22 protein-coding genes are annotated in these 22,226 nt (G+C 35.2%); 15 read left to right on the top strand and 7 right to left on the bottom strand.

Going from position 1 to position 22,226, the window contains the following annotated elements:
- Positions 1-2 precede the first annotated feature (2 nt).
- Together pgmB and mdxK are read right to left on the bottom strand one after the other, a co-directional pair.
- Entirely contained in the window at positions 3-665 is a 663-nt protein-coding gene (gene pgmB, locus DOK76_RS01095; RefSeq protein ID WP_206964342.1) for a beta-phosphoglucomutase, read from the bottom strand.
- Between the two features lie 101 nt (positions 666-766).
- A complete protein-coding gene (gene mdxK / locus DOK76_RS01090) occupies positions 767-3,031 on the bottom strand; it encodes a maltose phosphorylase MdxK (RefSeq protein WP_206964340.1) in 2,265 nt (754 codons plus the stop codon).
- A 211-nt stretch (positions 3,032-3,242) separates the two neighbouring features.
- Here mdxK and DOK76_RS01085 point away from each other — a divergent pair, with 211 nt between their 5' ends.
- The 4 genes from DOK76_RS01085 (at position 3,243) to DOK76_RS01070 (ending at position 8,459) form a co-directional block, all read left to right on the top strand.
- Entirely contained in the window at positions 3,243-5,414 is a 2,172-nt protein-coding gene (locus DOK76_RS01085; RefSeq protein ID WP_206964338.1) for a PTS transporter subunit IIBC, read from the top strand.
- Between the two features lie 57 nt (positions 5,415-5,471).
- The gene (locus DOK76_RS01080) at positions 5,472-6,287 is read left to right on the top strand and encodes an endonuclease/exonuclease/phosphatase family protein (RefSeq protein ID WP_206964335.1); all 816 of its coding nucleotides are present in this window, start codon (positions 5,472-5,474) and stop codon (positions 6,285-6,287) included.
- 15 nt (positions 6,288-6,302) lie between these two features.
- Entirely contained in the window at positions 6,303-7,325 is a 1,023-nt protein-coding gene (locus tag DOK76_RS01075; protein WP_206964334.1) for a LacI family DNA-binding transcriptional regulator, read from the top strand.
- Positions 7,326-7,574: 249 nt separating this feature from the next.
- Positions 7,575-8,459, top strand: a complete 885-nt coding sequence (locus DOK76_RS01070; RefSeq protein WP_370590065.1) for an alpha/beta hydrolase — start codon at positions 7,575-7,577, stop codon at positions 8,457-8,459.
- 135 nt (positions 8,460-8,594) lie between these two features.
- Here DOK76_RS01070 and DOK76_RS01065 read toward each other — a convergent pair whose 3' ends face one another.
- The 3 genes from DOK76_RS01065 to DOK76_RS01055 form a co-directional block, all read right to left on the bottom strand.
- Positions 8,595-9,098, bottom strand: a complete 504-nt coding sequence (locus DOK76_RS01065) for a GNAT family N-acetyltransferase (RefSeq protein WP_370590067.1) — start codon at positions 9,096-9,098, stop codon at positions 8,595-8,597.
- An 89-nt stretch (positions 9,099-9,187) separates the two neighbouring features.
- On the bottom strand, positions 9,188-10,171 hold the full coding sequence (pta, locus tag DOK76_RS01060; RefSeq protein WP_206964329.1) for a phosphate acetyltransferase: 984 nt from the start codon (positions 10,169-10,171) through the stop codon (positions 9,188-9,190).
- 145 nt (positions 10,172-10,316) lie between these two features.
- Positions 10,317-10,997, bottom strand: coding sequence for a uracil-DNA glycosylase (locus DOK76_RS01055; RefSeq protein WP_206964327.1), 681 nt, complete (start codon positions 10,995-10,997; stop codon positions 10,317-10,319).
- 101 nt (positions 10,998-11,098) lie between these two features.
- Here DOK76_RS01055 and DOK76_RS01050 point away from each other — a divergent pair, with 101 nt between their 5' ends.
- The 10 genes from DOK76_RS01050 (at position 11,099) to DOK76_RS13225 (ending at position 19,761) form a co-directional block, all read left to right on the top strand.
- Positions 11,099-11,968: a Cof-type HAD-IIB family hydrolase gene (locus DOK76_RS01050; protein WP_206964325.1), complete on the top strand. Its 870-nt coding sequence runs from the start codon at positions 11,099-11,101 to the stop codon at positions 11,966-11,968.
- 26 nt (positions 11,969-11,994) lie between these two features.
- On the top strand, positions 11,995-12,555 hold the full coding sequence (locus tag DOK76_RS01045) for an LURP-one-related/scramblase family protein (RefSeq protein WP_206964324.1): 561 nt from the start codon (positions 11,995-11,997) through the stop codon (positions 12,553-12,555).
- Positions 12,556-12,643: 88 nt separating this feature from the next.
- Complete coding sequence (locus DOK76_RS01040; RefSeq protein WP_206964322.1) at positions 12,644-13,060, top strand: DUF2871 domain-containing protein; 417 nt, start codon at positions 12,644-12,646, stop codon at positions 13,058-13,060.
- Positions 13,061-13,236: 176 nt separating this feature from the next.
- Entirely contained in the window at positions 13,237-13,959 is a 723-nt protein-coding gene (locus DOK76_RS01035) for a response regulator transcription factor (protein WP_242542151.1), read from the top strand.
- Complete coding sequence (locus tag DOK76_RS01030) at positions 13,937-16,087, top strand: histidine kinase dimerization/phospho-acceptor domain-containing protein (RefSeq protein ID WP_206964320.1); 2,151 nt, start codon at positions 13,937-13,939, stop codon at positions 16,085-16,087. Before DOK76_RS01035 ends, DOK76_RS01030 begins: the two co-directional genes overlap by 23 nt.
- A gap of 144 nt (positions 16,088-16,231) precedes the next feature.
- Positions 16,232-16,477 carry a hypothetical protein gene (locus DOK76_RS01025; protein WP_206964318.1) on the top strand — a complete coding sequence of 82 codons (246 nt, stop codon included), beginning with the start codon at positions 16,232-16,234 and terminating at the stop codon, positions 16,475-16,477.
- A gap of 129 nt (positions 16,478-16,606) precedes the next feature.
- Positions 16,607-16,912 carry a nucleotide pyrophosphohydrolase gene (locus DOK76_RS01020; protein ID WP_206964316.1) on the top strand — a complete coding sequence of 102 codons (306 nt, stop codon included), beginning with the start codon at positions 16,607-16,609 and terminating at the stop codon, positions 16,910-16,912.
- 274 nt (positions 16,913-17,186) lie between these two features.
- Positions 17,187-18,155: a sortase domain-containing protein gene (locus tag DOK76_RS01015; protein ID WP_370590064.1), complete on the top strand. Its 969-nt coding sequence runs from the start codon at positions 17,187-17,189 to the stop codon at positions 18,153-18,155.
- Between the two features lie 108 nt (positions 18,156-18,263).
- Positions 18,264-18,647 (top strand): GntR family transcriptional regulator, encoded by a 384-nt coding sequence (locus DOK76_RS01010; RefSeq protein WP_206964314.1) that lies wholly within the window; start codon positions 18,264-18,266, stop codon positions 18,645-18,647.
- On the top strand, positions 18,640-19,761 hold the full coding sequence (locus DOK76_RS13225; RefSeq protein ID WP_206964312.1) for a DUF1648 domain-containing protein: 1,122 nt from the start codon (positions 18,640-18,642) through the stop codon (positions 19,759-19,761). The genes DOK76_RS01010 and DOK76_RS13225 overlap by 8 nt, the downstream gene beginning before the upstream one ends.
- 120 nt (positions 19,762-19,881) lie before the next feature.
- On the opposite strand, the gene DOK76_RS01000 is transcribed toward DOK76_RS13225, so the two are convergent.
- Complete coding sequence (locus DOK76_RS01000; protein WP_206964310.1) at positions 19,882-20,328, bottom strand: GNAT family N-acetyltransferase; 447 nt, start codon at positions 20,326-20,328, stop codon at positions 19,882-19,884.
- Between the two features lie 51 nt (positions 20,329-20,379).
- Entirely contained in the window at positions 20,380-21,384 is a 1,005-nt protein-coding gene (gene asnA / locus DOK76_RS00995) for an aspartate--ammonia ligase (protein WP_206964308.1), read from the bottom strand.
- A 144-nt stretch (positions 21,385-21,528) separates the two neighbouring features.
- Here asnA and DOK76_RS00990 point away from each other — a divergent pair, with 144 nt between their 5' ends.
- Positions 21,529-22,098: an NUDIX hydrolase gene (locus tag DOK76_RS00990; protein ID WP_206964305.1), complete on the top strand. Its 570-nt coding sequence runs from the start codon at positions 21,529-21,531 to the stop codon at positions 22,096-22,098.
- Positions 22,099-22,226: the final 128 nt, after the last annotated feature.

The raw sequence follows: 22,226 nt of genomic DNA, 5'->3' as shown, positions 1-22,226 counted from the left end.
TGTTAGTTTCCTTTCCAAACACTTTCTAAGTAACTTAAAGACAAATGACTTGTATCAGGAACTAGAGCGATATCACTACCTAATTCTTCAGCAGTCCCAACACCGACAGGTAAAGCACCACTAGCTTTAATCGCAGCCACACCAGCAGCGGCATCTTCAATCCCAATTGCTTCTTTGATATCGATGTTAACAGCTTTAGCTGCAGCTAAGAAAATATCAGGAGCAGGTTTTCCTGCTGCTAAAGAGGCCGGATCAACAATAGCATCAAAGTAAGAAGTAATCTCCATTTTGTCTAATAAAAGAGGGCCGTTTTTACTAGCAGAAGCTAAAGCAATCTTGATGTCATGTGCTTTTAGTTCTTTTAGTAATTCTAAAATACCAGGATAGATATCTTTAGGTGAAATAGCTTGAATCATTTCAACATAGTTGTCATTTTTTTCTTTGGCTAAGCGTGTAAATTCCTCAGCACTGATGTCATCTGATTTATTGCCATGTTGTAAAATGAGCGTCAGTGAATCTTCACGGCTAACTCCCTTTAACTTTTCGTTAAACTCACGGTCAATTGTAATACCTAAATCATCTGCTAATTTTTTCCACGCATGGAAATGGTACTCAGCAGTATCTGTAATAACACCATCTAAATCGAATAAAACACCTTTAAACATAAAAAACGTCCTTTCTCTTTTCAAAAATGAGAGTGCAACCATGTAGTCACACTCTCTGTTTAATGTTAGTTTAAAATAAGTGAAGCAAGAAGTCCATAGAGTTAGGCTTCAATTGCAACGGTTAATGTATCAGTTAAATGTTGCTCTTTGTTGTAAATAGTAACGTCAATTGGTTCACCACTTAGTAGGGTAATAGTGACTTGTGAATCAATTAAAACGTGTAACAAACGACCACGGTAGTTAATATGGAAAGCATATTTACTCCATTTTTTAGGTAAGAATGGGGAGAAGCTTAGGGTTTCATCGTAAGTTTTCATTTGAGCAAATCCTTGAACAATCGCTAACCAACTACCAGTCATAGACGTAATATGTAAACCGTCTTCTGTATCATTGTTGTAGTTATCTAAGTCAAGACGAGCTGTTCTTTGGTACATTTCAACGGCTTTTTCTTCCATACCTAATTCAGCTGCTAAAATAGAGTGAATACATGGAGAAAGAGAAGATTCATGAACAGTCATTGGCTCGTAAAATTCAAAGTTACGACGTTTTTCTTCCATTGTAAAGTCATTGTTGAAGTAATAAATACCTTGAAGCACATCTGCTTGCTTAATGAAACAAGAGCGTAAAATATGATCCCACGACCAATTTTGGTTAAGAGGTACATCTTTAGGGTCTAAGTCAGTTACGGGTATTAATTCTTTATCTAAGAATGTATCATGTTGGACAAAGACGCCTAATTCATCATCTTTAGGGAAATACATATTGGCAATAATATCTTCCCAATGAGCCATTTCTTCCTCAGAAATTTGAACGGCTGTTTCTTGTTGGTAACGACGGTAGTTCTCTAGGGTATATTTCAAGACCCAAATAGCGATATAGTTAGTGTACCAGTTGTTGTTAACGTTGTTTTCATATTCATTTGGTCCAGTCACGCCATGCATCATGTATTGTTTGTTACGTTTTGAGTAATGCACACGATCTGCCCAGAAACGAGAAATCTCAGTTAAGACTTCTAAACCTTCTTGTTTAATGTAAGAAGTATCTCCTGTGTAGTTTGTGTAGTTATAAATAGCGTAAGCAATAGAGCCGTTACGGTGGATTTCTTCAAAAGTGATTTCCCACTCGTTATGACACTCAACTCCAGTAAAGGTAACCATAGGGTAAAGAGCTCCCTTAAGACCTTGTTGACGAGCGTTGTGATGAGCTTGTGGTAATTGATTGTGACGGTATTTTAATAGATTTTTAGTCACACTAGGATCAGCCAAAGCTAGGTATAATGGCACCGCATAAGCTTCTGTATCCCAATAAGTAGCACCGCCATATTTTTCACCAGTAAAGCCTTTTGGTCCAATGTTTAAGCGTTCATCTTCACCGTAGTAAGTTGAGAATAATTGGAATAAGTTAAAGCGAATTCCTTGTTGTGCTTCGTCATCGCCTTCAATAACCACATCAGCAATTTCCCAACGTTTTTCCCAAGCAAGAGCATGATTTGTTTGATGCTCATCAAGAGAAAGTTCGTTAACTTCTTTCATTAAAGAAGTCGCTACTTCTAGTTGTTTGCTTTCTTCAATGTCACGACTTGTCACAATAATAACTTGTTTTTCTAAAGCAATGTGGTCATGTTCTTTCACATCAAAGATAAAGCTCTCAGTTGCTAAAAACGCAGCTGTTTCTTTGTGGCTTATCGCAGTTCCAGTTGCATGGTTTTCCATTAAAGCAGTAAGGGTAAATTGTTCGATGTCAAAGTTGTTAGGGATAGTTTTAGCTGTAACAAAACCTTCGCCAACAGCGATTTCTTCCCAGAACATCTCATCGTAGTTACTATCTTCATTGTGAACGTTGTTATCTAACTTAGAAACAACTTTGATGCTACCAGATCCTTTAATAACCTCAGCAGTCATACGGATCACACCAAGTTCTTTTACAGTTAAGCTTAAGAAGCGTTTAAATGAAAATTTAACGGTCATGTCAGAAGTTTCGATCGTGAAGTGACGTGACAACATACCGTGTTCCATATCAAGTTCTTGATAGAAATCAGATACTGTATCTGTATTTAAATCGATTTGGTGATCATTGATAAAAATGTCCATGCCAATAAAGTTAATGGCATTAATCACTTTACCAAAATAGTCAGGGTAACCATTTTTCCACCAACCAACACGTGTTTTGTCGGGATACCAAACACCAGCAATATAAGTTCCTTGATGGTTATCTCCACCAAAGCCTTCTTCAAAATTCCCACGCATTCCCATGTACCCATTACCAGTACTAGTTAGTGATTCTTGTAAGCGAATATCAGAATGGTGTAATTCGTTAGTCGCGAGTTTCCATGGATTAATATCGAATAAACGTTTTAAATGTTCCATTAATTGCTCCTCCTTGAGTCAAATGATACCCTCATAATAAACGCAAACGTTTGCGAAATCAATAGCATATGAAATCTTGTTACCAGTAACATTTTAAAATAGTAAAACACTTACATCTTTACAAAGAGAAAATCAGTAGCTATACTTTAGTTGCGAAATCGATTGCGTTATTTTTATGGAATCGTTAACAAGAAAAAAAGGAGAAAAGCACATGAAAAAAATATTTAGTTTTGAGTTTTGGCAAAAATTCGGTAAGGCCTTAATGGTAGTTATTGCTGTTATGCCAGCGGCAGGGTTAATGATTAGTATTGGAAAAACACTTCCTTTAATTAGTCCTGAGATGGGTCTATTAGTCACAACAGGTGGGGTTATCGAAAATATTGGTTGGGCAATCATTGGTAACTTACACTTACTATTTGCTTTAGCTATTGGTGGTAGTTGGGCGAAGGAGAGAGCTGGTGGGGCTTTTGCAGCAGGTATCTCTTTTGTATTAATTAACCGTATCACAGGATCAATTTTTGGCGTAACAAGTGCGATGTTAGCTGACCCTGAGGCATACACTCATACCTTGTTCGGCACTAAAATCATGGTAAAAGGATTCTTTACGAGTGTCTTAGAAGCACCAGCTTTAAACATGGGTGTTTTTGTAGGGATTATTGCCGGTTTTGTTGGGGCAATGGCGTACAACAAGTACTATAACTATCGTAAATTACCAGATGCTTTGTCTTTCTTTAATGGTAAGCGCTTTGTTCCTTTCGTGGTTATTTGGTGGTCAGTTCTTGTTTCTCTTGCATTAGCGATTGTTTGGCCATTTATTCAATCAGGTATTAACAACTTTGGTTTATGGATTGCCACTTCTCAAGATACAGCGCCTATCTTGGCACCATTCTTGTATGGGACCTTAGAGCGTTTATTATTACCATTCGGGTTACATCACATGTTAACTATTCCAATTAACTACACGCAATTAGGTGGGACTTATGAAATTTTATCAGGCGCACAAGCAGGCACACTAGTTTATGGACAAGATCCTTTATGGTTAGCTTGGGCAACCGATTTACTTAATTTAAAGAGTGCTGGTAATATGGATCAGTACAATGCTGTTTTAACAGGTTTCACACCAGCAAGATTTAAAGTAGGTCAAATGATTGGTGCTTCTGGTATTTTAATGGGTATGGCTTATGCGATGTATAAAAATGTTGATCCAGATAAAAAAAATCAATACAAATCAATGTATGTTTCAGCTGCTTTGGCTGTGTTCTTAACAGGTGTGACTGAGCCTTTAGAGTTTATGTTTATGTTTGCTGCGATGCCACTTTATGTAGTATATGCTCTAATTCAAGGGTTAGCCTTTGCTATGGCAGATATTATTAATTTAAGGCTTCATTCATTTGGGAATATCGAGTTATTAACCCGTATCCCAATTTCAATCAAAGCAGGATTAGGTATGGATATTGTCAATTTCGTGATTTGTGTGATTGTCTTTGGAGTAGGTACTTACTTCTTAGCTAATTTCTTAATCAAAAAATTCAATTATGCCACTCCAGGTAGAAATGGTAATTACGAAGTAGAAAGTTCAACTAACGCTGATAGTAGTGTGAAAGATGCTTCAGGACTTAGTCAAGAAGTGATCGCAATTATTAACTTGCTAGGTGGAAAAAGCAATATTTCAGACGTAGATGCTTGTATGACAAGACTGCGTGTCAGTGTGAAAGATAACCAATTAGTTGGTAATGAAGAAGCATGGAAAAAAGCAGGCGCTATGGGATTAATCGTGAAGGATAACGGGGTTCAAGCTGTGTATGGACCAAAAGCTGATATCTTAAAATCAGATATTCAAGATGCTTTAGATTCTGGTGTAGATATTCCAAAGAGTACGATGAAGACAGAAGAATCACAAACTGAAACAACAACACCCTACGCAAATCAAGAACTAGACTTTGTGGCAGTTGCTACCGGAGAAGTCATGACGATTGATCAAGTCAAAGATGAGGTATTTTCTCAAAAAATGATGGGTGAAGGATTTGGAGTTGAACCAACAGAAGCAGATGTGGTATCTCCTATTAAAGGAGAAGTTGTTTCAGTATTCCCAACACAACATGCGATTGGTTTAAAAACTTCAGAAGGTATCGAAGTCTTAGTGCATATGGGATTAGACACTGTTCAAATGTCACAACAAGCCTTTGATGTGAAAGTCAAAGAAGGTGACGTTGTAGAAGCAGGAGAGTTGTTAGCAGAAGTTAACTGGGAGTTAGTCAAAGCTGAAGGAAAAGGAACAACTATTGTAGTTGTCTTTACAAACAGTCAACGACTTGCTAAATTTGATATGACTCACACAGGTATGACAGCACAAGGACACCTTGTTGGAAAAATCAGTATATAAGTTATTAGGCTGGCTCATTGAGTCAGCCTAATCCTAGTTATTGGAGGGGAAAAATTAATGAAAGTTATGTCATTAAATACACATAGTTGGCTAGAAGAGAATCCTTTAGACAACTTAAGAGAGATAGCACACCTTATTATGAAAGAACAAATAGATATCATTGCCTTACAAGAAGTCAATCAAGAGCTATCAGGAAAAGAAGTAGACTCAGGTCCTCTTTACCTCTCATATGAGTCAGACTTTCCAATTAAAGAAACGAATTATGCTTTATTATTAGTGGCCTACTTGAAAGAGCAAGGTCTAGACTATTATTGGAGTTGGACCTTTAGTCACATTGGTTATGGTATCTATGAAGAAGGCTCAGCAATCCTATCAAAAGTACCTTTTCAAGCAGAGACGTTACTGGTATCACCAACTAAGGACATAGGAGACTATCACACGAGACAAATTTTATTAGCTCATTTAAAAGAAAAGCCTTTAACAGTCGGGAGTTGTCATTTTTCTTGGTTTTCACCAAATACTGATGAAGGATTTGCGTTTGAATGGCAACAATTGACTGAAACAGTAGCAAAAATTGAACACCAAGTGTTATTATTAGGTGACTTTAATAGTCCAGCTCATATCAAAGAAGAAGGATATGACTTGATAACGAGGACTTTTTCAGATATGTATGAGTTAGCTAGTGAAAAAATTGGCTCTCATACTGTAGATGAAGACATTGATGGTTGGGAAGACAATCAAGAAAAATTAAGAATTGATTTTGGTTTTGTCTCACAACCCGTTAAAGTCAACTCGTATCAAGTGGTATTTAATGGTGTAAAAGGTCCTGTTGTTAGTGATCACTTTGGGATTATGTTTGAGATGGAAAGTTAAGTAAGGAGGAAAAACATGAGTGTCACGATAAAAGATGTGGCGAAAGAAGTAGGTGTTGCACCTTCAACAGTTTCAAGAACATTAAAAGATCATCCAAGTATTTCAAATGAAACAAAAGAACGTGTTAGAAAAGCCATGGACAAATTAGGGTATGTGCCTAATGTATCTGCTCAGAATTTGGCTAATAAGTATGTGAATACCATAGGGGTGATTTTGCCTGTGACGAAATCTCAAGAAAGAAAGAACAATCCTTTTTATCTAGAGATGATCACAGCAATGAACGAAGAAGCAAGTCATCAAAAAGTGACCATTGCAATTGCTTCTGGTGAATCTGAAGAGGAATTATTAGCTAATGTAGAGCTGATGTATCGCCAAAAGCGAGTGGACGGTTTTATCTTGATGTACTCAAGAGAAGAAGATCTTGTATTGGAGTATTTAGTCTCTAATAAAGTTCCTTTTACTGTGATTGGCCAACCCTATAAGTATCACAATCAAGCAAATTGTGTGGATAATGACAATCAGTTGTTAGGATACACAGCCACCCAACACTTAATTGAAAAAGGGCATAAAAAAATTGTTTTTGTCACAAATAACCAATCAGAGAATTTTTTTAAAGATCGTTACTTTGGGTATAAAAAGTGTCTAGATGAGTATCAGCTACAAGGTTATCAAGAAATGCCTTTGATTACGCCTGAACATTATGCTGAGTTTGATGAATTCTTGAAAGAACATCAACCGTCAGCATGTATTGCGATTGATGATATGTTTGCTTTAAGGCTGATTCAAATGGTGCAGTACTTAGGATACCGTGTACCAGATGATATTTCTGTAATTAGTTTTAATAACTCCATTTTTACCACTCTTCTCCATCCTTATATTACGTCAATTGATGTGAATATACAGGAGTTAGGCAAAACGGCTGTTCAAGAGTTTTTAAATCAATTAAAAGAAGACAATGCCTTGAAAAAAAGAGTGATTATTCCTCATCAACTCATTGAAAATGAAACTGTTATTAATGTATTAAGCTCATCAAACTGAGTATATTTGCAAAGAAATCTATTGAAATCATTTGTGATAATAAGGTCTATTCTAAGATGGAGTAGCGTTATCGCAAATGATTTTTTTATTTGTCGTTAATATCAATATTTGACCATTAATTAAGTTTAAACACGCCACAGTTAGAAAGCGTTTTCTGATATAGTGAATACATCATAAGATATAGTTATTTGCGTATCTTAGTAACGAGTTTAAGTCTTAAAAAAAACCATTAGAAAAGGGGATTTCACTATGATTGATATGACAAAGATTGATCTTAACCAAATGAAAGAAGAAATGAAAGCAGGAGATGCTGCTCGTGATGCTGGGTTAAAAGAACCTGAAACAATTACGTCTCACAAAAATATTTCTTACGGAGAGCATGGAACGGATAACTTATTAGATGTTTACTATCCTAAAGACAGAACAACTAAATTACCAACAATTGTTAATATTCATGGTGGTGGTTATTTCTATGGTGATAAAGAATTATACCGTTTTTATTGTATGAATTTAGCGGATAGAGGATTTTGTGTTGTTAATTTTAACTATCGCTTAGCACCAGAGCATCTTTATCCAGCACCATTAGAAGATACAAACAATGTCTTAAAATGGATGCTTGAAAATGAAGAGGAGTACCTATTTAATTTTGATGAGTTATTTTTAGTAGGGGACAGTGCTGGTGGTCAGTTAGCAGAACAATACGCAACAATTGTTAGTAACAAGGAGTATGCTAAGTTATTTGATTTTGAAGTGCCTAATATTTCTTTTAAAGGAGTTGGGCTAAACTGTGGCGTCTACTTCTTAGGCAGTCAAAAAGATCCTAAGGAAGAGTTTCCTTATTACTTTAATCAAGAGTCTTCTGAGTCTTATGCTAAGCATTTCCCAGTTGAAAATCACATAACAAAAGAATTTCCAACAGCAAGTATTACAACAGCTAGCGATGATTTTCTAAAAGAAGTAGCGGCTCCTCTTGCTGAATTACTTGAAAAACTAGAGGTTAAAACAGATTACAATCTTTATAAAAATGAGAATGGAGAGCCTCTTTATCACGTCTTCCATATTGGACAGAAAGAAGACATTTCTCATCAATGTAATGATGAACAAACAGATTTCTTTAAATCATTAATTTCTTAAAAAAAGAGGTTATGACAGAAGTGTTTAGCTTCAAGAAATAAGAAGGAAATCACGAAAATTACTTTTTATCTCCTGACTAGTAAAAAAGATTCAGGGAAAAAGAATAGAGGCTGACATTTGAGTCAGCCTCATTTTTTAGTTTGTGTATAGTTCTGAAAAGATATCCTCTTTAAAATAACTGAAATCCTCAGCCAAAATAGGATTAGGGTAGCTCATAATATGTAAAGGTAAAGGAGCTTCTCCTTCTTGAATAGGTGATTGTACATAATCATGAGTATTTAAATGAAAGCCAAGTCGCTCATAGAACTGAATTCTTTTTTTAGCGATTTCCGTTTCAGGCTGTTCTACTTCTAAAAGAATAGGCTTTTGACTTGTTTCTATCATGGACTTCATGATTTTTCCACCAACGCCGCCACCACGACTTAAGGGTGAAACAGCTAAATGTTCAATAAAGTGGGAAGTTTTTAGTTGCCAAATAGCGATAAAAGAAAGTAACTCACCTTGTTCATTTCGGTTGATTTTGATTTCATAATTCTGTTTTTCAAGTAATGCTTTTTGATCTTCATAGCTTCTTCTTTCACTTGATGGAAAAGAGGTTACCATTAGATCATATACTTCGTTAAATTCATTGTGCTCGATATCTAGCCGCTCCTATCAATAGTTAAATTAGTTGAAAAAGGGACCAAAAATCCGTTTGAATTTTTGATCCCTTGAAGTTGTCATAAATTTTATTTATCTTGTAATGCTTGTGAAGCTGTAATGATTGATAATTTGTAAACATCTTCTTCGTTACAACCACGAGAAAGGTCAGAAATTGGTTTGTTTAACCCTTGTAAGATAGGTCCAATGGCTTGGAATCCACCTAAACGTTGAGCAATTTTGTAACCAATGTTACCTGATTGAATTTCTGGGAAGACAAATACAGTTGTGTGTCCAGCTACTTTAGAGTCTGGAGCTTTTTGGTTAGCAACTGTTTGAGCGTAAGCTGCGTCAAATTGTAATTCACCATCAATATCGTATTCAGGAGCCAATTCTTGAGCGATTTTAGTTGCTTCAGCAACTTTAGTTACTTCTTCAGATTTAGCAGAACCTTTTGTTGAGAAGCTTAGTAATGATACTTTAGGATCAATACCAAAGATTTCAGCAGTTTTAGCACTTTCAACAGCGATTTCAGCTAATGCTTGTGCATCTGGGTTAATGTTAATAGCGCAATCTGAGAAGATGTATTTATCAGATTCACGGTCACCAACCATTAAGAAAGCACCACTTGTACGGCTAACGCCTGGTTTTGTTTTAACGATTTGTAATGCTGGACGAATTGTGTCACCTGTTGAGTGGATAGCACCACTTACAAGGCCATCAGCTAAGTCCATGTATACTAACATAGTACCGAAGTAGTTTTCATCTTTTAAAATCTCGCGAGCTTGGTCTTCTGTTGCTTTACCATTACGACGAGCGATAAATGAAGCAACCATTTCATCCATTTGGTCAAATTTTGCAGGATCAACAATTTTTAAGTTGTCGATGATTAAGCCACGTGAGCTAGCAATTTTGTTAATAACACTTGGGTTACCAATTAAAATAGGTTCAACTAAGTCGTCTGATTTTAAACGAACAGCTGCTCCTAATACACGTTCGTCAGTTGGTTCGGGGAAAACGATAGTTACTTTTTTACCGCTAATATTTTGTTTAAGTCCTTCAAATAGTTCCACTTATGAAACCCTCCACTAAATTTATTATACTTTTTTGTTCACCGTCCTATCATACAACTAAATGAACAAAAAGAACAGTATTTGAGCCTGTTTTTTGAAAAAAGACTTGAAAAATTCAGTTTTTAGTAGTATTTATGAAACAGAATTATAGTCTGTTGTACTGTAATCCCCAGTCGATTTCTGTTTTGTTTTGTTTTTTTAATAAAGCGTTAATGCCTGAAAAAGGTTGGCTGCCAAAAAAGCCACGGTACGCAGATAAAGGGCTTGGGTGTGGGGCTTCAATGATATAGTGTTTGTCTGTATCAATAATTGCTTTTTTAGATTGTGCTGGTTTTCCCCACAAAACAAAAATAACAGGGTCTTCACGAAGACTCAGTTTTTTTATGATACTATCTGTTACTTTTTCCCACCCTTTATTTTTATGGGAGTGAGCTTGTCCTTTTCGCACAGTTAAAACAGTATTAAGTAGAAGAACACCTTGTTTTGCCCAAGGAAGTAAATACCCATTTGGTCTACTAATACCTAAATCACTATCTAATTCTTTATAGATGTTATTTAGTGAGGGTGGCAATTTTTGATCCGGTAGAACAGAAAAGCTTAAGCCATGGGCTTGGTTTTCTCCGTGATAGGGATCTTGTCCTAAAATCACTACTTGTGTGTCTTTAAAAGCAGTTGTTTCTAAAGCTGCAAAGATGTGTTCTTTTTTAGGGTAAATCGTTTGTTTTTGGTATTCGTCTTGTAGAAATGCTTCTAGCTCAAAGAAGTAGGGTTGCTTGATTTCTTCTTCAAGAAGTTGTTTCCAATCGTTTGGTAGTATTAATGTCATGATTCATCACCTCTAAAACAAGTTTATCACACTCAAGTGAAAGTAGGCTTAAGAAGAGAAAAATGTTAAACTAGATGTAACAAAGATTTAGGAGGCAGGCAATGATTAAATTGATCGCATCAGATATGGATGGAACGCTTTTATCGTCTCATCTCTCAATATCTGAAACAAACAAAGAAGCAGTCCTAGAGGCGCAAGCTTTAGGAATTGAATTTATGGTGGCAACAGGAAGAGCCTATGCAGAAGCTAAACCAGCTTTAGAAGAAGCAGGCATTAAGTGTGCCATGATTACAGGAAATGGTGCCCAAGGCTTTGATTCTGACGGGAATGAAACTTTTGTCATTTCGATAGAAAAAAAAGTAGCCAAAGAAGTAATGGGAACATTAAGAGAAAACAATCTTTATTTTGAGTTAATGACATCAAAAGGAGTTTACGCCGAAAGCCAAGTGAAGCGTTTAGAAAATTTCGCTACTCTTTTAGCGAATCAAATTCCTCATTTAACTTTTAAAATGGCAACAGCGATGGCATCAGCTCATTTAAATATGTTACCAGTAAATTACATCGATTCTTATAATGAGTTAATGTCAGATGATAGCATTGAAATCCTGAAATTTATTAGCTTTAGTGACCATGGTCAAGAGCTATTAAAACCGATTGGCGAGAAAATTGAAGGCATGGGACCACTTTATGTGACGTCATCATTCCCAAATAATATTGAAATCAACCATGAAGATGCTCAAAAAGGTAATGCTGTAAGAAAAGTTGCTGAAGAGCTTGGTATTTCATTAGATGACGTGATGACGATTGGTGATAACTATAATGATGTTTCGATGTTAAGTATTGCAGGAGTTAGTTTTGCTATGGGAAATGCAGAAGAAGGCGTTAAGAAAATAGCAAAATATGAAACAGATTTAAATGTGAATGATGGTGTGGGTAAAGCTATTTTGCGCGCAATCTCAGAAAATTTATAAGTCTATAAGAAAGAAGCTGAGAGTGTATGGGAACTTACTATGTAGAAGAACATTTATTATCAGCAAAAGTGCGTGTGTTTATCAAAAATGAAAAAGGAGAACCAGTCTTTTTGTTGGTAGGCAGTTGGGGCGTTAAAGGTGATTGTGTGTCTGTTTATGATTTAGATGGACACCGATTAAGTAAAGCTGTTCAAAACAGTTTTGGACCAAGACCAGACTTTGATTTGTTTGAGGGTGGTCAAAAAGTGGGTACATTAAAGAGATGTGTCTCCTTATTAAATGATTATTACTATATTAGTGGTCTAGGCTGGATTGCTTCAGGGAATCACAATAAAAAAAGTTATCGCTTTTTTCATTTTGGCACACAGTTACTCGAAACAGGGCTCATTCAAAAAGAGGGCAAACAATTGATGAAAGTCATTCTAGAAGATGAGACTAGAGTGCCACTTTCTTTCTGTGTATTGGCTATCCTTGATTATTGGGTGAAAAAAGGAAAACGAGCAGAGGAGCTATATGATACGTCTATTGTTCCTTTTGAAGACTTGCAAAAATCTTTTTTTAAAGAAAATAAGAACTCTCTAGATTAGAGGGTTTTTATCAAACAATTAAAGTGACAATGTGTCACTGTTTGTGTATACTTAAAGTCAATAAAAGAAAGAATGAGGTTGTAGGTCAATGAAAAAATTAGCAAGAACCAGTATGACATATATGATTGCGGGATTAGCGTCAGGAGTTTTCTCTCGTGAGATGAATCGCTTTAATGATTTTCAAGGTAGAAGTCAACTTAATACGTTACACACACATATCTTAATTTTAGGCATGTTTTTCTTCTTGATTGTGTTACTTTTAGAAAATAGCTTTAAATTAAGTGAACATAAAAACTATAAAAAATTCTATGGTATTTACAATAGTGGTTTAGGCATTACTTTATTGTTAATGCTAATCCACGGAACAATGACTGTTTTAGGGAAAGCTGATTCAGCGATGATTTCAGGTATGGCAGGAATTGGGCATATTTTAATGACAGTTGGATTGGGCTTTTTCTTCAACGTCTTACTAGGTCAAGTAGCTAAAAAAGAAGCGAATAAATAAAAATTAGTCACAAAAGGTGAAACATCACTTTTTGTGGCTATTTTTTTTGACACTTAAATAAGATAACTGGTAAACACTGACGAGAATAACTTTGCTTACGTTATCTTCATAAACTATTAAGAAATTTAAACTAAAAGAATTAAGAAGAATGGCTTATACTAAAAGCAGTAGAGATTATGAACGTAGGTGAAGAGATGAAAAAGGAAGAAACAGTTATTTTAGTGGTCGATGATGATAAAGAAATTAGAGAAGGCATTCGGATTTATCTCACCCAAGATGAGTATCAAGTATTAGAAGCAAGTAACGGTGAAGAAGCTTTAAAAGTGATTAAGGAACAAGAGGTTCATTTGATTATTATGGATATTATGATGCCAGGACTTGATGGGATTCAAGCAACAAGAAGTATCAGAAAAACAAATAATGTGCCCATCTTGATGTTAAGTGCTAAAAATGAGGATATTGACAAAATTAGCGGACTACAAGTAGGAGCAGATGATTATTTAACTAAACCATTCAGTCCTATGGAGCTTTTAGCACGAGTGAAATCTATGTTAAGGCGTTATTTTACCTTAGGTGAATTTGATAAGGTGGCTAGTGAAGGGATACTTGAATTAAATGGATTGAGACTTGATACTCATGCGAAAACAATGGTTGTTGATGAAAGAGAAGTTAGCTTAACGAAAACAGAATTTAAAATTGTCGAGTTATTAATGTCCCATCCTGGGCGTGTTTTTTCCATTGATGATATTTATGAATCTGTATGGGAAGAGCCTAGCTTTAACTCTGACAATACAGTATCTGTGCATATTAGAAAAATCAGGGAAAAAATAGAAAGCAACCCTAAACAACCAAAATACTTGAAGGTGGTGTGGGGCATTGGCTATAAAATGGAAAAATAAAATGTGGTTAGCGTTAGCTGTGCTATTTTGTTTAGGTGGTTGGTATTTAACAGTAGTTTCATTTAACCGAACTAATACAGTAGAAAGTTTTAACAATTATTTTGATTCACGGATTACAGATGCTATCTACCTCAAGGAAAATCTCAATCAGTTAGAAGAGAAAAAAAGTACTGATGTGACGAGTAATCAGATTGAAAACTACCGAACAAGATATGGCAGTTTAGGGAATCAAGTAGAAGATGTGAGGAATCAATACCAAGAAAAATTAGCCGGAACAACAGATAAAAAAAGAATAGCGGAATTAGTCAAAGAACGCGATCAAAAGATAAAAGCTATTTTAGATAACTTTACTAATGATGACGTGGTAAAAGAAAAAATTCTGACAGAAGAAACTGACTATTTAACCAAGCACAAAAAAGAAATTGAAAAAGCGATTAAACCTTATTTAGAAGATGCAGACAACTTGTATCAATACTATTTCAAAGATGAGCAGACAGGGAAAGCTTATACCAACGTCTCTGGACTTACTCAATATTCTTCAAAAGAAGAAGTGGATAGTAAACTAAAAAATGAGGGCACAGGAAAAATACAACGAGCAACACGAACTGTTTCTATCTATCCTTACATAGACGAAGAGGCAACACGAAAAGGTTTGTTTGAAAATGATGTGACCACTATTAATGTGTCATTTATGGTCAAAAAAGGATCTGTTTTAGATAAGCAATTAAAAGACCAAAAAGAAAGCCAAGCTTTTTTTGGTCAGCTAATATATTTAGGGATTGTCTTCATGCTAGTTGGATGTGCTCTACTGTTTATGTACATCAATACACCATTCGTTTATGAAATGTTGAAAAAAGTACCAGTTGATGTGGCTTTAATCTTGTTTTTAGGATTAGGATTTGTGGCTGCTGTCTCGGGGGGATTGATTTACCCATATAATTTAGGTGGTTTCAATAATATCTCAGGGTTAGTAGCGCCGGTTATGATTGGTTTAATAGCTCTAATAATTAGTTTCATCGCCATGAAATTATTATGGCAACTGTTAATGCCTAAATACCGCAAAGGAACCATGAAGGAAATTGGTCAATCTAGTCTAGTGTACTTATTAACTCAAAAAGGAGTGGCATCATTTAAAGGTCTTTCTCTTCGTTGGAAATTATTTTCTTTAGTAATGTTACTGTTTTTAAATCTGTTTGGTGTATTTGCCTACATAGGACTGTACCCAGGAGGTCTACGTAAAACAGCTTTAGGAGTGGCGTTATTCATTGTGTTAGTGATAGAAATCATCGTGATGAGAAGAACCATGAAAAAAATGACTCAATTGTTTAACCAACCTAAAGAGATGCTAAAAGAATATGAGCAACCTGTTTCTAAGGAAGTAAGTCTTGATGAAATGTCGCAAGAGTTAACTAGACTTAATCAGTTGATTGAAGTGTCTCAAAAAGATACCATGCAAAGTGAGATGTTAAAAGCTGAACTTCTGACAAATGTTAGTCATGATTTAAGAACTCCCTTAACATCAATTATTACTTATGGCGATTTATTAACTAAAAAAGATATGACAGAAGATGAAAAAGTAGAGTACGTTGGCATTATCAATAAAAAAGCCCAACGAATGAAACACTTAATTGATGATTTGTTTGAAGTGACTAAAATGAATAATGGCGAGATCGTATTAGAGAAGGAAGAAGTCAACTTAACCCAATTATTACAACAGTCAGTTTCAGAATATAGTGAAGAGTTTGAAGACCACCAATTAAAAGTAGTATTTAACAAGTCAGAGACAGGAATTTTGCTGCCTCTTGATGGTGAAAGAATGTGGCGTGTCTTTGATAATATGTTTGGTAATGCGATTAAATACTCTATGCCTCAAACAAGGGTCTACCTTAAATTAGAACAAGTGGGGAAAACTGCTCGTATTGAATTGAAAAATATTTCTCGCCATGAATTAAACGAAGAGGCTGACGAATTGGTTGAGAAATTTAAACGAGGGGACAGTTCAAGACATACAGAAGGCTCAGGCTTGGGACTTGCTATCATTAATTCGATTGTGTCTCTACATGAGGGAGCACTAGAAATCAAAGTTGATGGTGATATGTTTAAATTAATTGTCACCTTACCTTTATAACAAGAAACATCTGATTAAAAAATGTGTGTACATTTTTTTATCGGGTGTTTTTTGTTTGTACTTAGTTTGTTAGGGCTTGACCAGTTATTAAAAATATAAGATAGTGGAATCAAATGAAGATAAATTTTTAGGAGGTGATGATGAGTGAGAAAAAAATACTTATTGCCCATTATTGTAGTGTTAGGGATAGTTTCTATTGTGTTAAGCCAGTATAGTAAAGTGTTTCCCTACGTCACAATCTTAATGGGGATCTGCCAATTAGTCGTTATAAAAATAAGTGATTCATCAGATGTTGGGTCCTCTAAATTTGGCAAAGTTATCACATTATTTGATATTATCGGAGGAGTCGCTTTTATTCTGATTGGTATTTTACTAATTATTAGTCTTTAGCTTCAAAAGCTAGGACTTTTTTATTTTTAGAAGAAATCTACTAGACGACTGCTGATTATTAATGCCCAATGGGTCAAAGGAGTTTATAATAAAAGTATGTGTTTAGAATAAATGTGAGGACTGACTAGAATGAGTACAAAAGAAACAATGAGTAAAATTAACGCTTTTCGTGATGCGAGAAACTGGCGAAAAGCCCACAATGAAAAAGATTTGGCATTGTCAATATCTCTGGAAGCAAATGAGTTATTAGAGATTTACCAGTGGAAAACAGCAGAAGAAGGTAATTTAGACAGGGAGCACTTGAAAGAAGAGATTGCGGATGTCTTGATTTACTCTTATATGATGGCAGATAATTTAGGATTTGATGTTGATGAAATCATTGCAGAGAAATTGGTAAAAAATGGGATTAAATACCCAATTAAGGAGACAAATTAGTTTAGTTTATTTATGAATGGTGAAGAACTTGGTCATTAGACTGAGTTCTTTTTTGTTTTAAACATACCTTTTGCGTAATGATGTGTAAATTTAGAAAACAGTCTATTAAGCCTTATGTATATTGGTTTTTGGAGAAATGTGTTTGTTATATTAAAGAATTGTCAATCTTGAAAATATAGTTTAAATGAACGATTATTGTATGATTTATGTATCAAATAGAAAAGATTTTAAGTTTATCGATAAAGGCAAAATCTCACCGTATGGAGGGATTCTTGTGAAAAGAAAAAGTATTATTGGGTTAGTTGGTATTGGTTTGACATTAGTTGTATCCGGAACACTAATGTATGGGATTGATACGGTAAATGATGTAGCTGCTAAAGAGAAAACAATGGAAATGACACAGGTGAAGGAGATAAAAGTGTCGTCTCCAGTGATATCAGGAACTAAAGATTGGGAAGTTGTACAAGGAGAAAACATAGACGTGTTAGAGAATGTTGTCGCATTAGATCAAGCTGGGAAAAAAATACCAGTTGTTGCTACGTTTTATGATACCAAAAAAATCGGTACGACAGATATTAGTGTGACAGCAACAGATAAACAAGGTAAGCAAACAACTGAAGTTATTCACTTAACGGTTAAAGCTAAGCCAAAAGCAGTTGCTAAAGTGGCAGAAGAGCCCAAAGAAAACTCAGTGATAACACCTGTTCAAGAAGAAGTTAATCAAGAAGTTGATATGCCTGTTCAAGAAACTAGAACTATGCCAGAAACAACTAATGTTGTGGAGGATACAACTATTGCTAATGAGGTTCCAAGTGAATCTAATAGCTTTCAAGCTAATACAATGCTGATAAATGGCCAAGTAATTTCTTATAACAATGCAGGCGAAGCAAACGGACAAAGCGTGATTGATAGCAATCCTAATATGGTGGCAACTTGGGGAGGTATGCCAAATCAATCAGGACAAGACGGATGTAACACACATTTTATTGGTCACAATTATGGAGCGTTCAATGTCCTGTTTAGTGTGTCAGTGGGAAATGACATTCAAGTAGCAGATAGTCAAGATCAGGTAACCACTTACCGAGTGTCCTCTGTTTTTCAGGTAGATGATTATGGGTATCGTGTCTCTGATGGAAAAGATGTTATGGATGAGATGATTAATCCAGAAGGTGGGGAAAGAATCACGCTACAAACCTGTGTGAATCAAGACATTAACTTAATCGTAGAGGCTGTAGCGATTTAAAAAAACAAGCAACAATTGAGTGGATCAGTTGTTGCTTGTTTTTTATTGTTATAGTTGACGTATAACAATAAACGTTATATACTCACTATAACAAAAAGAGGTGATGGCATGATGATCGAAATTGATTTTGATAGTGAAGTTCCTATCTATACTCAATTGGTTTGTCAAATAAAAAAAGGAATAGCACTAGGTTCACTTGCTCCTGGAGAGCCTTTACCTAGCGTGAGAAATCTTGCTAGTGACATTGGGATAAATCTTCATACAGTGAATAAAGCATATAAACAATTAGTAGGAGAAGGTGTTGTGATTCAGGTAAAAAAAGGCTATGAAATTGCTAAGAAAACCCCACCTGACATCAGTGAAGCCTATTTGAAGGTTATGATGCAGCAAATTGATAATTTAGTCGTAGATGCCATGGTTTTTGACCTAGACATCCTAGATTTATTGAAAAAGTCAAAAACGAAGTTAGAAGGAGAGATGCCACGTGATTAGTTTATTTTTGATTAGTTCCCTTAATATAATGATTGGTTTATTAATGGGGCTAACTCCTTATATTAGTAGAAAAGACATTCCTTTTGGAGTAAGTATACAGGCAACAGAAGAGACTAATAACTACATTAATCGTCAGAAAAAAAGTTATCTCTTACTTAATGTGGGTCTGAGTTTAGTGCTAAATAGCGGGATTTTCCTGATTAGTTTACTCAAATCTACTGTCTCAGAAGATCGTTTAGTTTATCTAAGTTTATTCAGTCTATTTGTCTTACTAGGTGTTTCTTTAATCACTTATATATCTAAACACCAACAATTAAAAAATTATAAAAAAACGTTACCTGTTAATCACGTAGCTAATAAAAAAGTACTTGTGGATCTATCCTTTAGAAATGAAAAACTAATCTTCCCTACAAGTTATTTAGTAGCAATCAACTTAGCTTTTGTCTTGATTGCAGTTATCGTTACAGTTCTTAACTATCAACAAATGCCAGAGAGGATTGTGACTCAATGGGACTTTCAGATGAATCCTAGTAATGTCACAACCAAATCATGGGGTTCTGTGATGATGCTTCCTATGATGCAAGTTTTTATTACTGTAGTCATGGCGATTAGTAATCACTCGTATCTATCTGCTAAACAAGAAATTGACCAAAATCAACCAGAAGTTTCAGCAGCTAAAAGTAAAAAATTTAGAAAACAATCTTCTTTACTAAATTTTGTGATCTCTATTTTGACTCAGCTTCTCTTTTTATCTATTCAATTTTCAATGATTTTTGAAAGTATCTCACCGCAAGTCGTGATGGTTTTATCAATTGTCTTTACTGTGTTGGTTATTGGTCTTGTTTTATGGTTTTCTCTTCGATATGGTCAATCTGGTGACCGACTAAAAGAAGGAGACGTTACAGATGAAGCAACCCACATTCAAAAAGTAGCCAGTAGCAGTGATGAAAATTGGAAATTAGGTATGTTTTATTTCAATCCTAAGGATCCTTCTTTTTGGGTAGAAAAAAGAATGGGCATTGGGATGACGTTTAACTTTGCTAAATGGCAAGGTTGGGTCTTTCTAATTGGTGTCACAATTTTACCTTTAGTGTTGGTATACGTGATGATGTAAGAATTAAGATATGAGAGCTTTCTATGATCTATCAGATGATATTAAGGTCATAATCATTAAAAAGAAACAACACCTTGTTGAATTCAATGAGGTGTTGTTTCTTTTAAATAAGATAGAGGGTTAATTCACAGAGATTCTAAAGACGGTCCATTCATCCATCATTTGAGCCCCTTGAGATTTGTAAAAGTCAATGGAAGGTTTATTTTCATCTAGACACCACCATTCGACTCTACCTAAATTTTCTTGTTTAGCAAGTTTAACCATGTGCTCTAATAGTTTCTTTCCATGTCCTTCACCGCGGTACTCTTTTCGAATGTATAAATCTTCGATATACAAACCAGGTTTTCCTAAGAATGTTGAAAAGTTATAAAAATAGAGACAAAAGCCGATATTTTTGTTATCTTCTTCAACAATAATGACTTCAGCACTATTTCTTTCAAATAGAGATTCTTTTAATGTGTCTATTGTTGTTGTTACTTCGTTTGCTAAGCCTTCGTATTCAGCTAACTCCATAATGAATTGATAGATTAATTCTGTATCGTTTATTTCTGCTTTTCTATATGTCATTTTTATTAAGCCTTTCTGATTGTTAGTTGTTAGTGTCGCTAACAGATTCTATTATAGTAAGAAAATATTGTTTTGACAGGCAAGAATGGTTTCTTCATCCCAAAGTGACACTTGAACTTCTCCAATATGAGCTTTTCCGAGTAAGAGCATACACATACGGCTCTGTCCAATCCCACCACCAATAGTTAAAGGCAGTTCATTTTTAATGACTTGTTGGTGATAAGGGAAACTTAGACGGTCATTGGCATTGGCTTTTTCTAATTGAGCCAGTAAAGACTTGTCATCAACACGAATCCCCATGCTTGAAAGTTCCATAGCACATTGAAGTGGCTCATGCCAAAAGAGTAAATCCCCATTTAACGCCCAATCATCGTAATCTGGTGCCCGGTTGTCGTGAGGCTCACCGTGAGACAAGGCATCTCCAATTTGTAAGATAAAGGTTGTTGGATGTTCCTTCACGTAAGCATGTTCTCGTTCTTTAGAGGTTAGAGTTGGATAAAGATCGGCTAACTCTTGACTGGTAATAAAAGAAACCTGAGTATCAATTGAAACATTTACTCTAGGATATTTTGTTCGTAAACGACTTGCTGTTTCTGCCATGGCATTAACTAAACCTTGGACTGTTTCTTTCAAGTACTCCTCGTTACGTTGATCTTTTGTAATCACACGCTCCCAGTCCCATTGATCCACATAAATAGAATGTAGATTATCTAGTTCCTCGTCACGTCTAATCGCATTCATATCAGCATATAGCCCGTTCCCTGAATGGAAATCATATTGTTTAAGTGCCACACGTTTCCATTTAGCAAGAGAATGCACAACTTCTCCGTTATCTTGTAAGGCAGGTACATCAAATTTGACAGGTCTTTCGCTACCGCTTAAATTATCGTTTAAGCCTGAACGCTCATCGACAAAAAGAGGTGCAGAGACGCGTTTTAATTTAAGACTTCCTGTTAAGGCTTCCTCGAAACAGCGCTTGATAAAGCCGATTGCTGTTTGTGTGTCATAGACATTTAAAGTGGATTGATAGCCTTCTGGTACGATTGTTTTCCCCATGATACAACAACTCCTCTGAATAGTTTACTGACTATTGTACCATAGTTTCTTCAAAAAAATAGGGAGAAAATTTGATGGCTTTTTCTAGTAATCTTGAAATGAACAGGTTATGCTTAAAAAGAGACTGACTGGAGGAAATGAACCATGAGACAACAATTAATAGAGGAATTGATAGATTATAAAGCATTCAATGAACAAGAATTGAAAGATAAAGAATTAATGATTCAACTCCTTAAAGAAGAACCAGACATTTTTTTAAGAAGTAACTTGTCGCATCATTTCACAGCTTCTGCTTGGGTTGTTAATGAAAGAAAAGATAAAGTGCTAATGGCTTATCATAACCTTTATGATTCTTGGGCTTGGCTAGGAGGTCATGCAGATGGAGAAGAAGAGTTGCTTCATGTGGCCCTTAAAGAAGTACAAGAAGAAAGTGGTTTGACACATATCAAGGCATTAAGTCCCGCTATTTTTTCTATTGAAATACTAGTGGTAGAAGGTCATATGAAAAAAGGAAGTTATGTGTCTTCTCATCTACATTTAAATGTGACTTATCTAATTGAAGCTAGTGAAACTGAAGAGTTACAGATAAAAGAAGATGAAAATAGTGAACTAAAATGGTTCTCTTTAGAAGAAGGGATAAAAGCCTCAAGTGAGCCTTGGATAAGAGAAAATATTTACCGAAAATTAAATGAAAAATTGACACATTTATCATAATGATAAAGAGACAATCAACGGATAACGTTGGGTGTCTTTTTATTTTGTCATTAGATTTGCTAAAAAAGAAGAAGAATTGGCTAATAAAAAGATAGATTTAAGACAATTTGTTGTTTATAAGAACAAAC

Source organism: Candidatus Vagococcus giribetii, assembly GCF_017316185.1.
In the GTDB taxonomy this organism is placed as follows: Bacteria; Bacillota; Bacilli; order Lactobacillales; family Vagococcaceae; genus Vagococcus; species Vagococcus giribetii.
The sequence above is the reverse complement of the archived record's forward strand: the minus strand, read 5'-3'. Positions and strand labels throughout refer to the sequence as shown.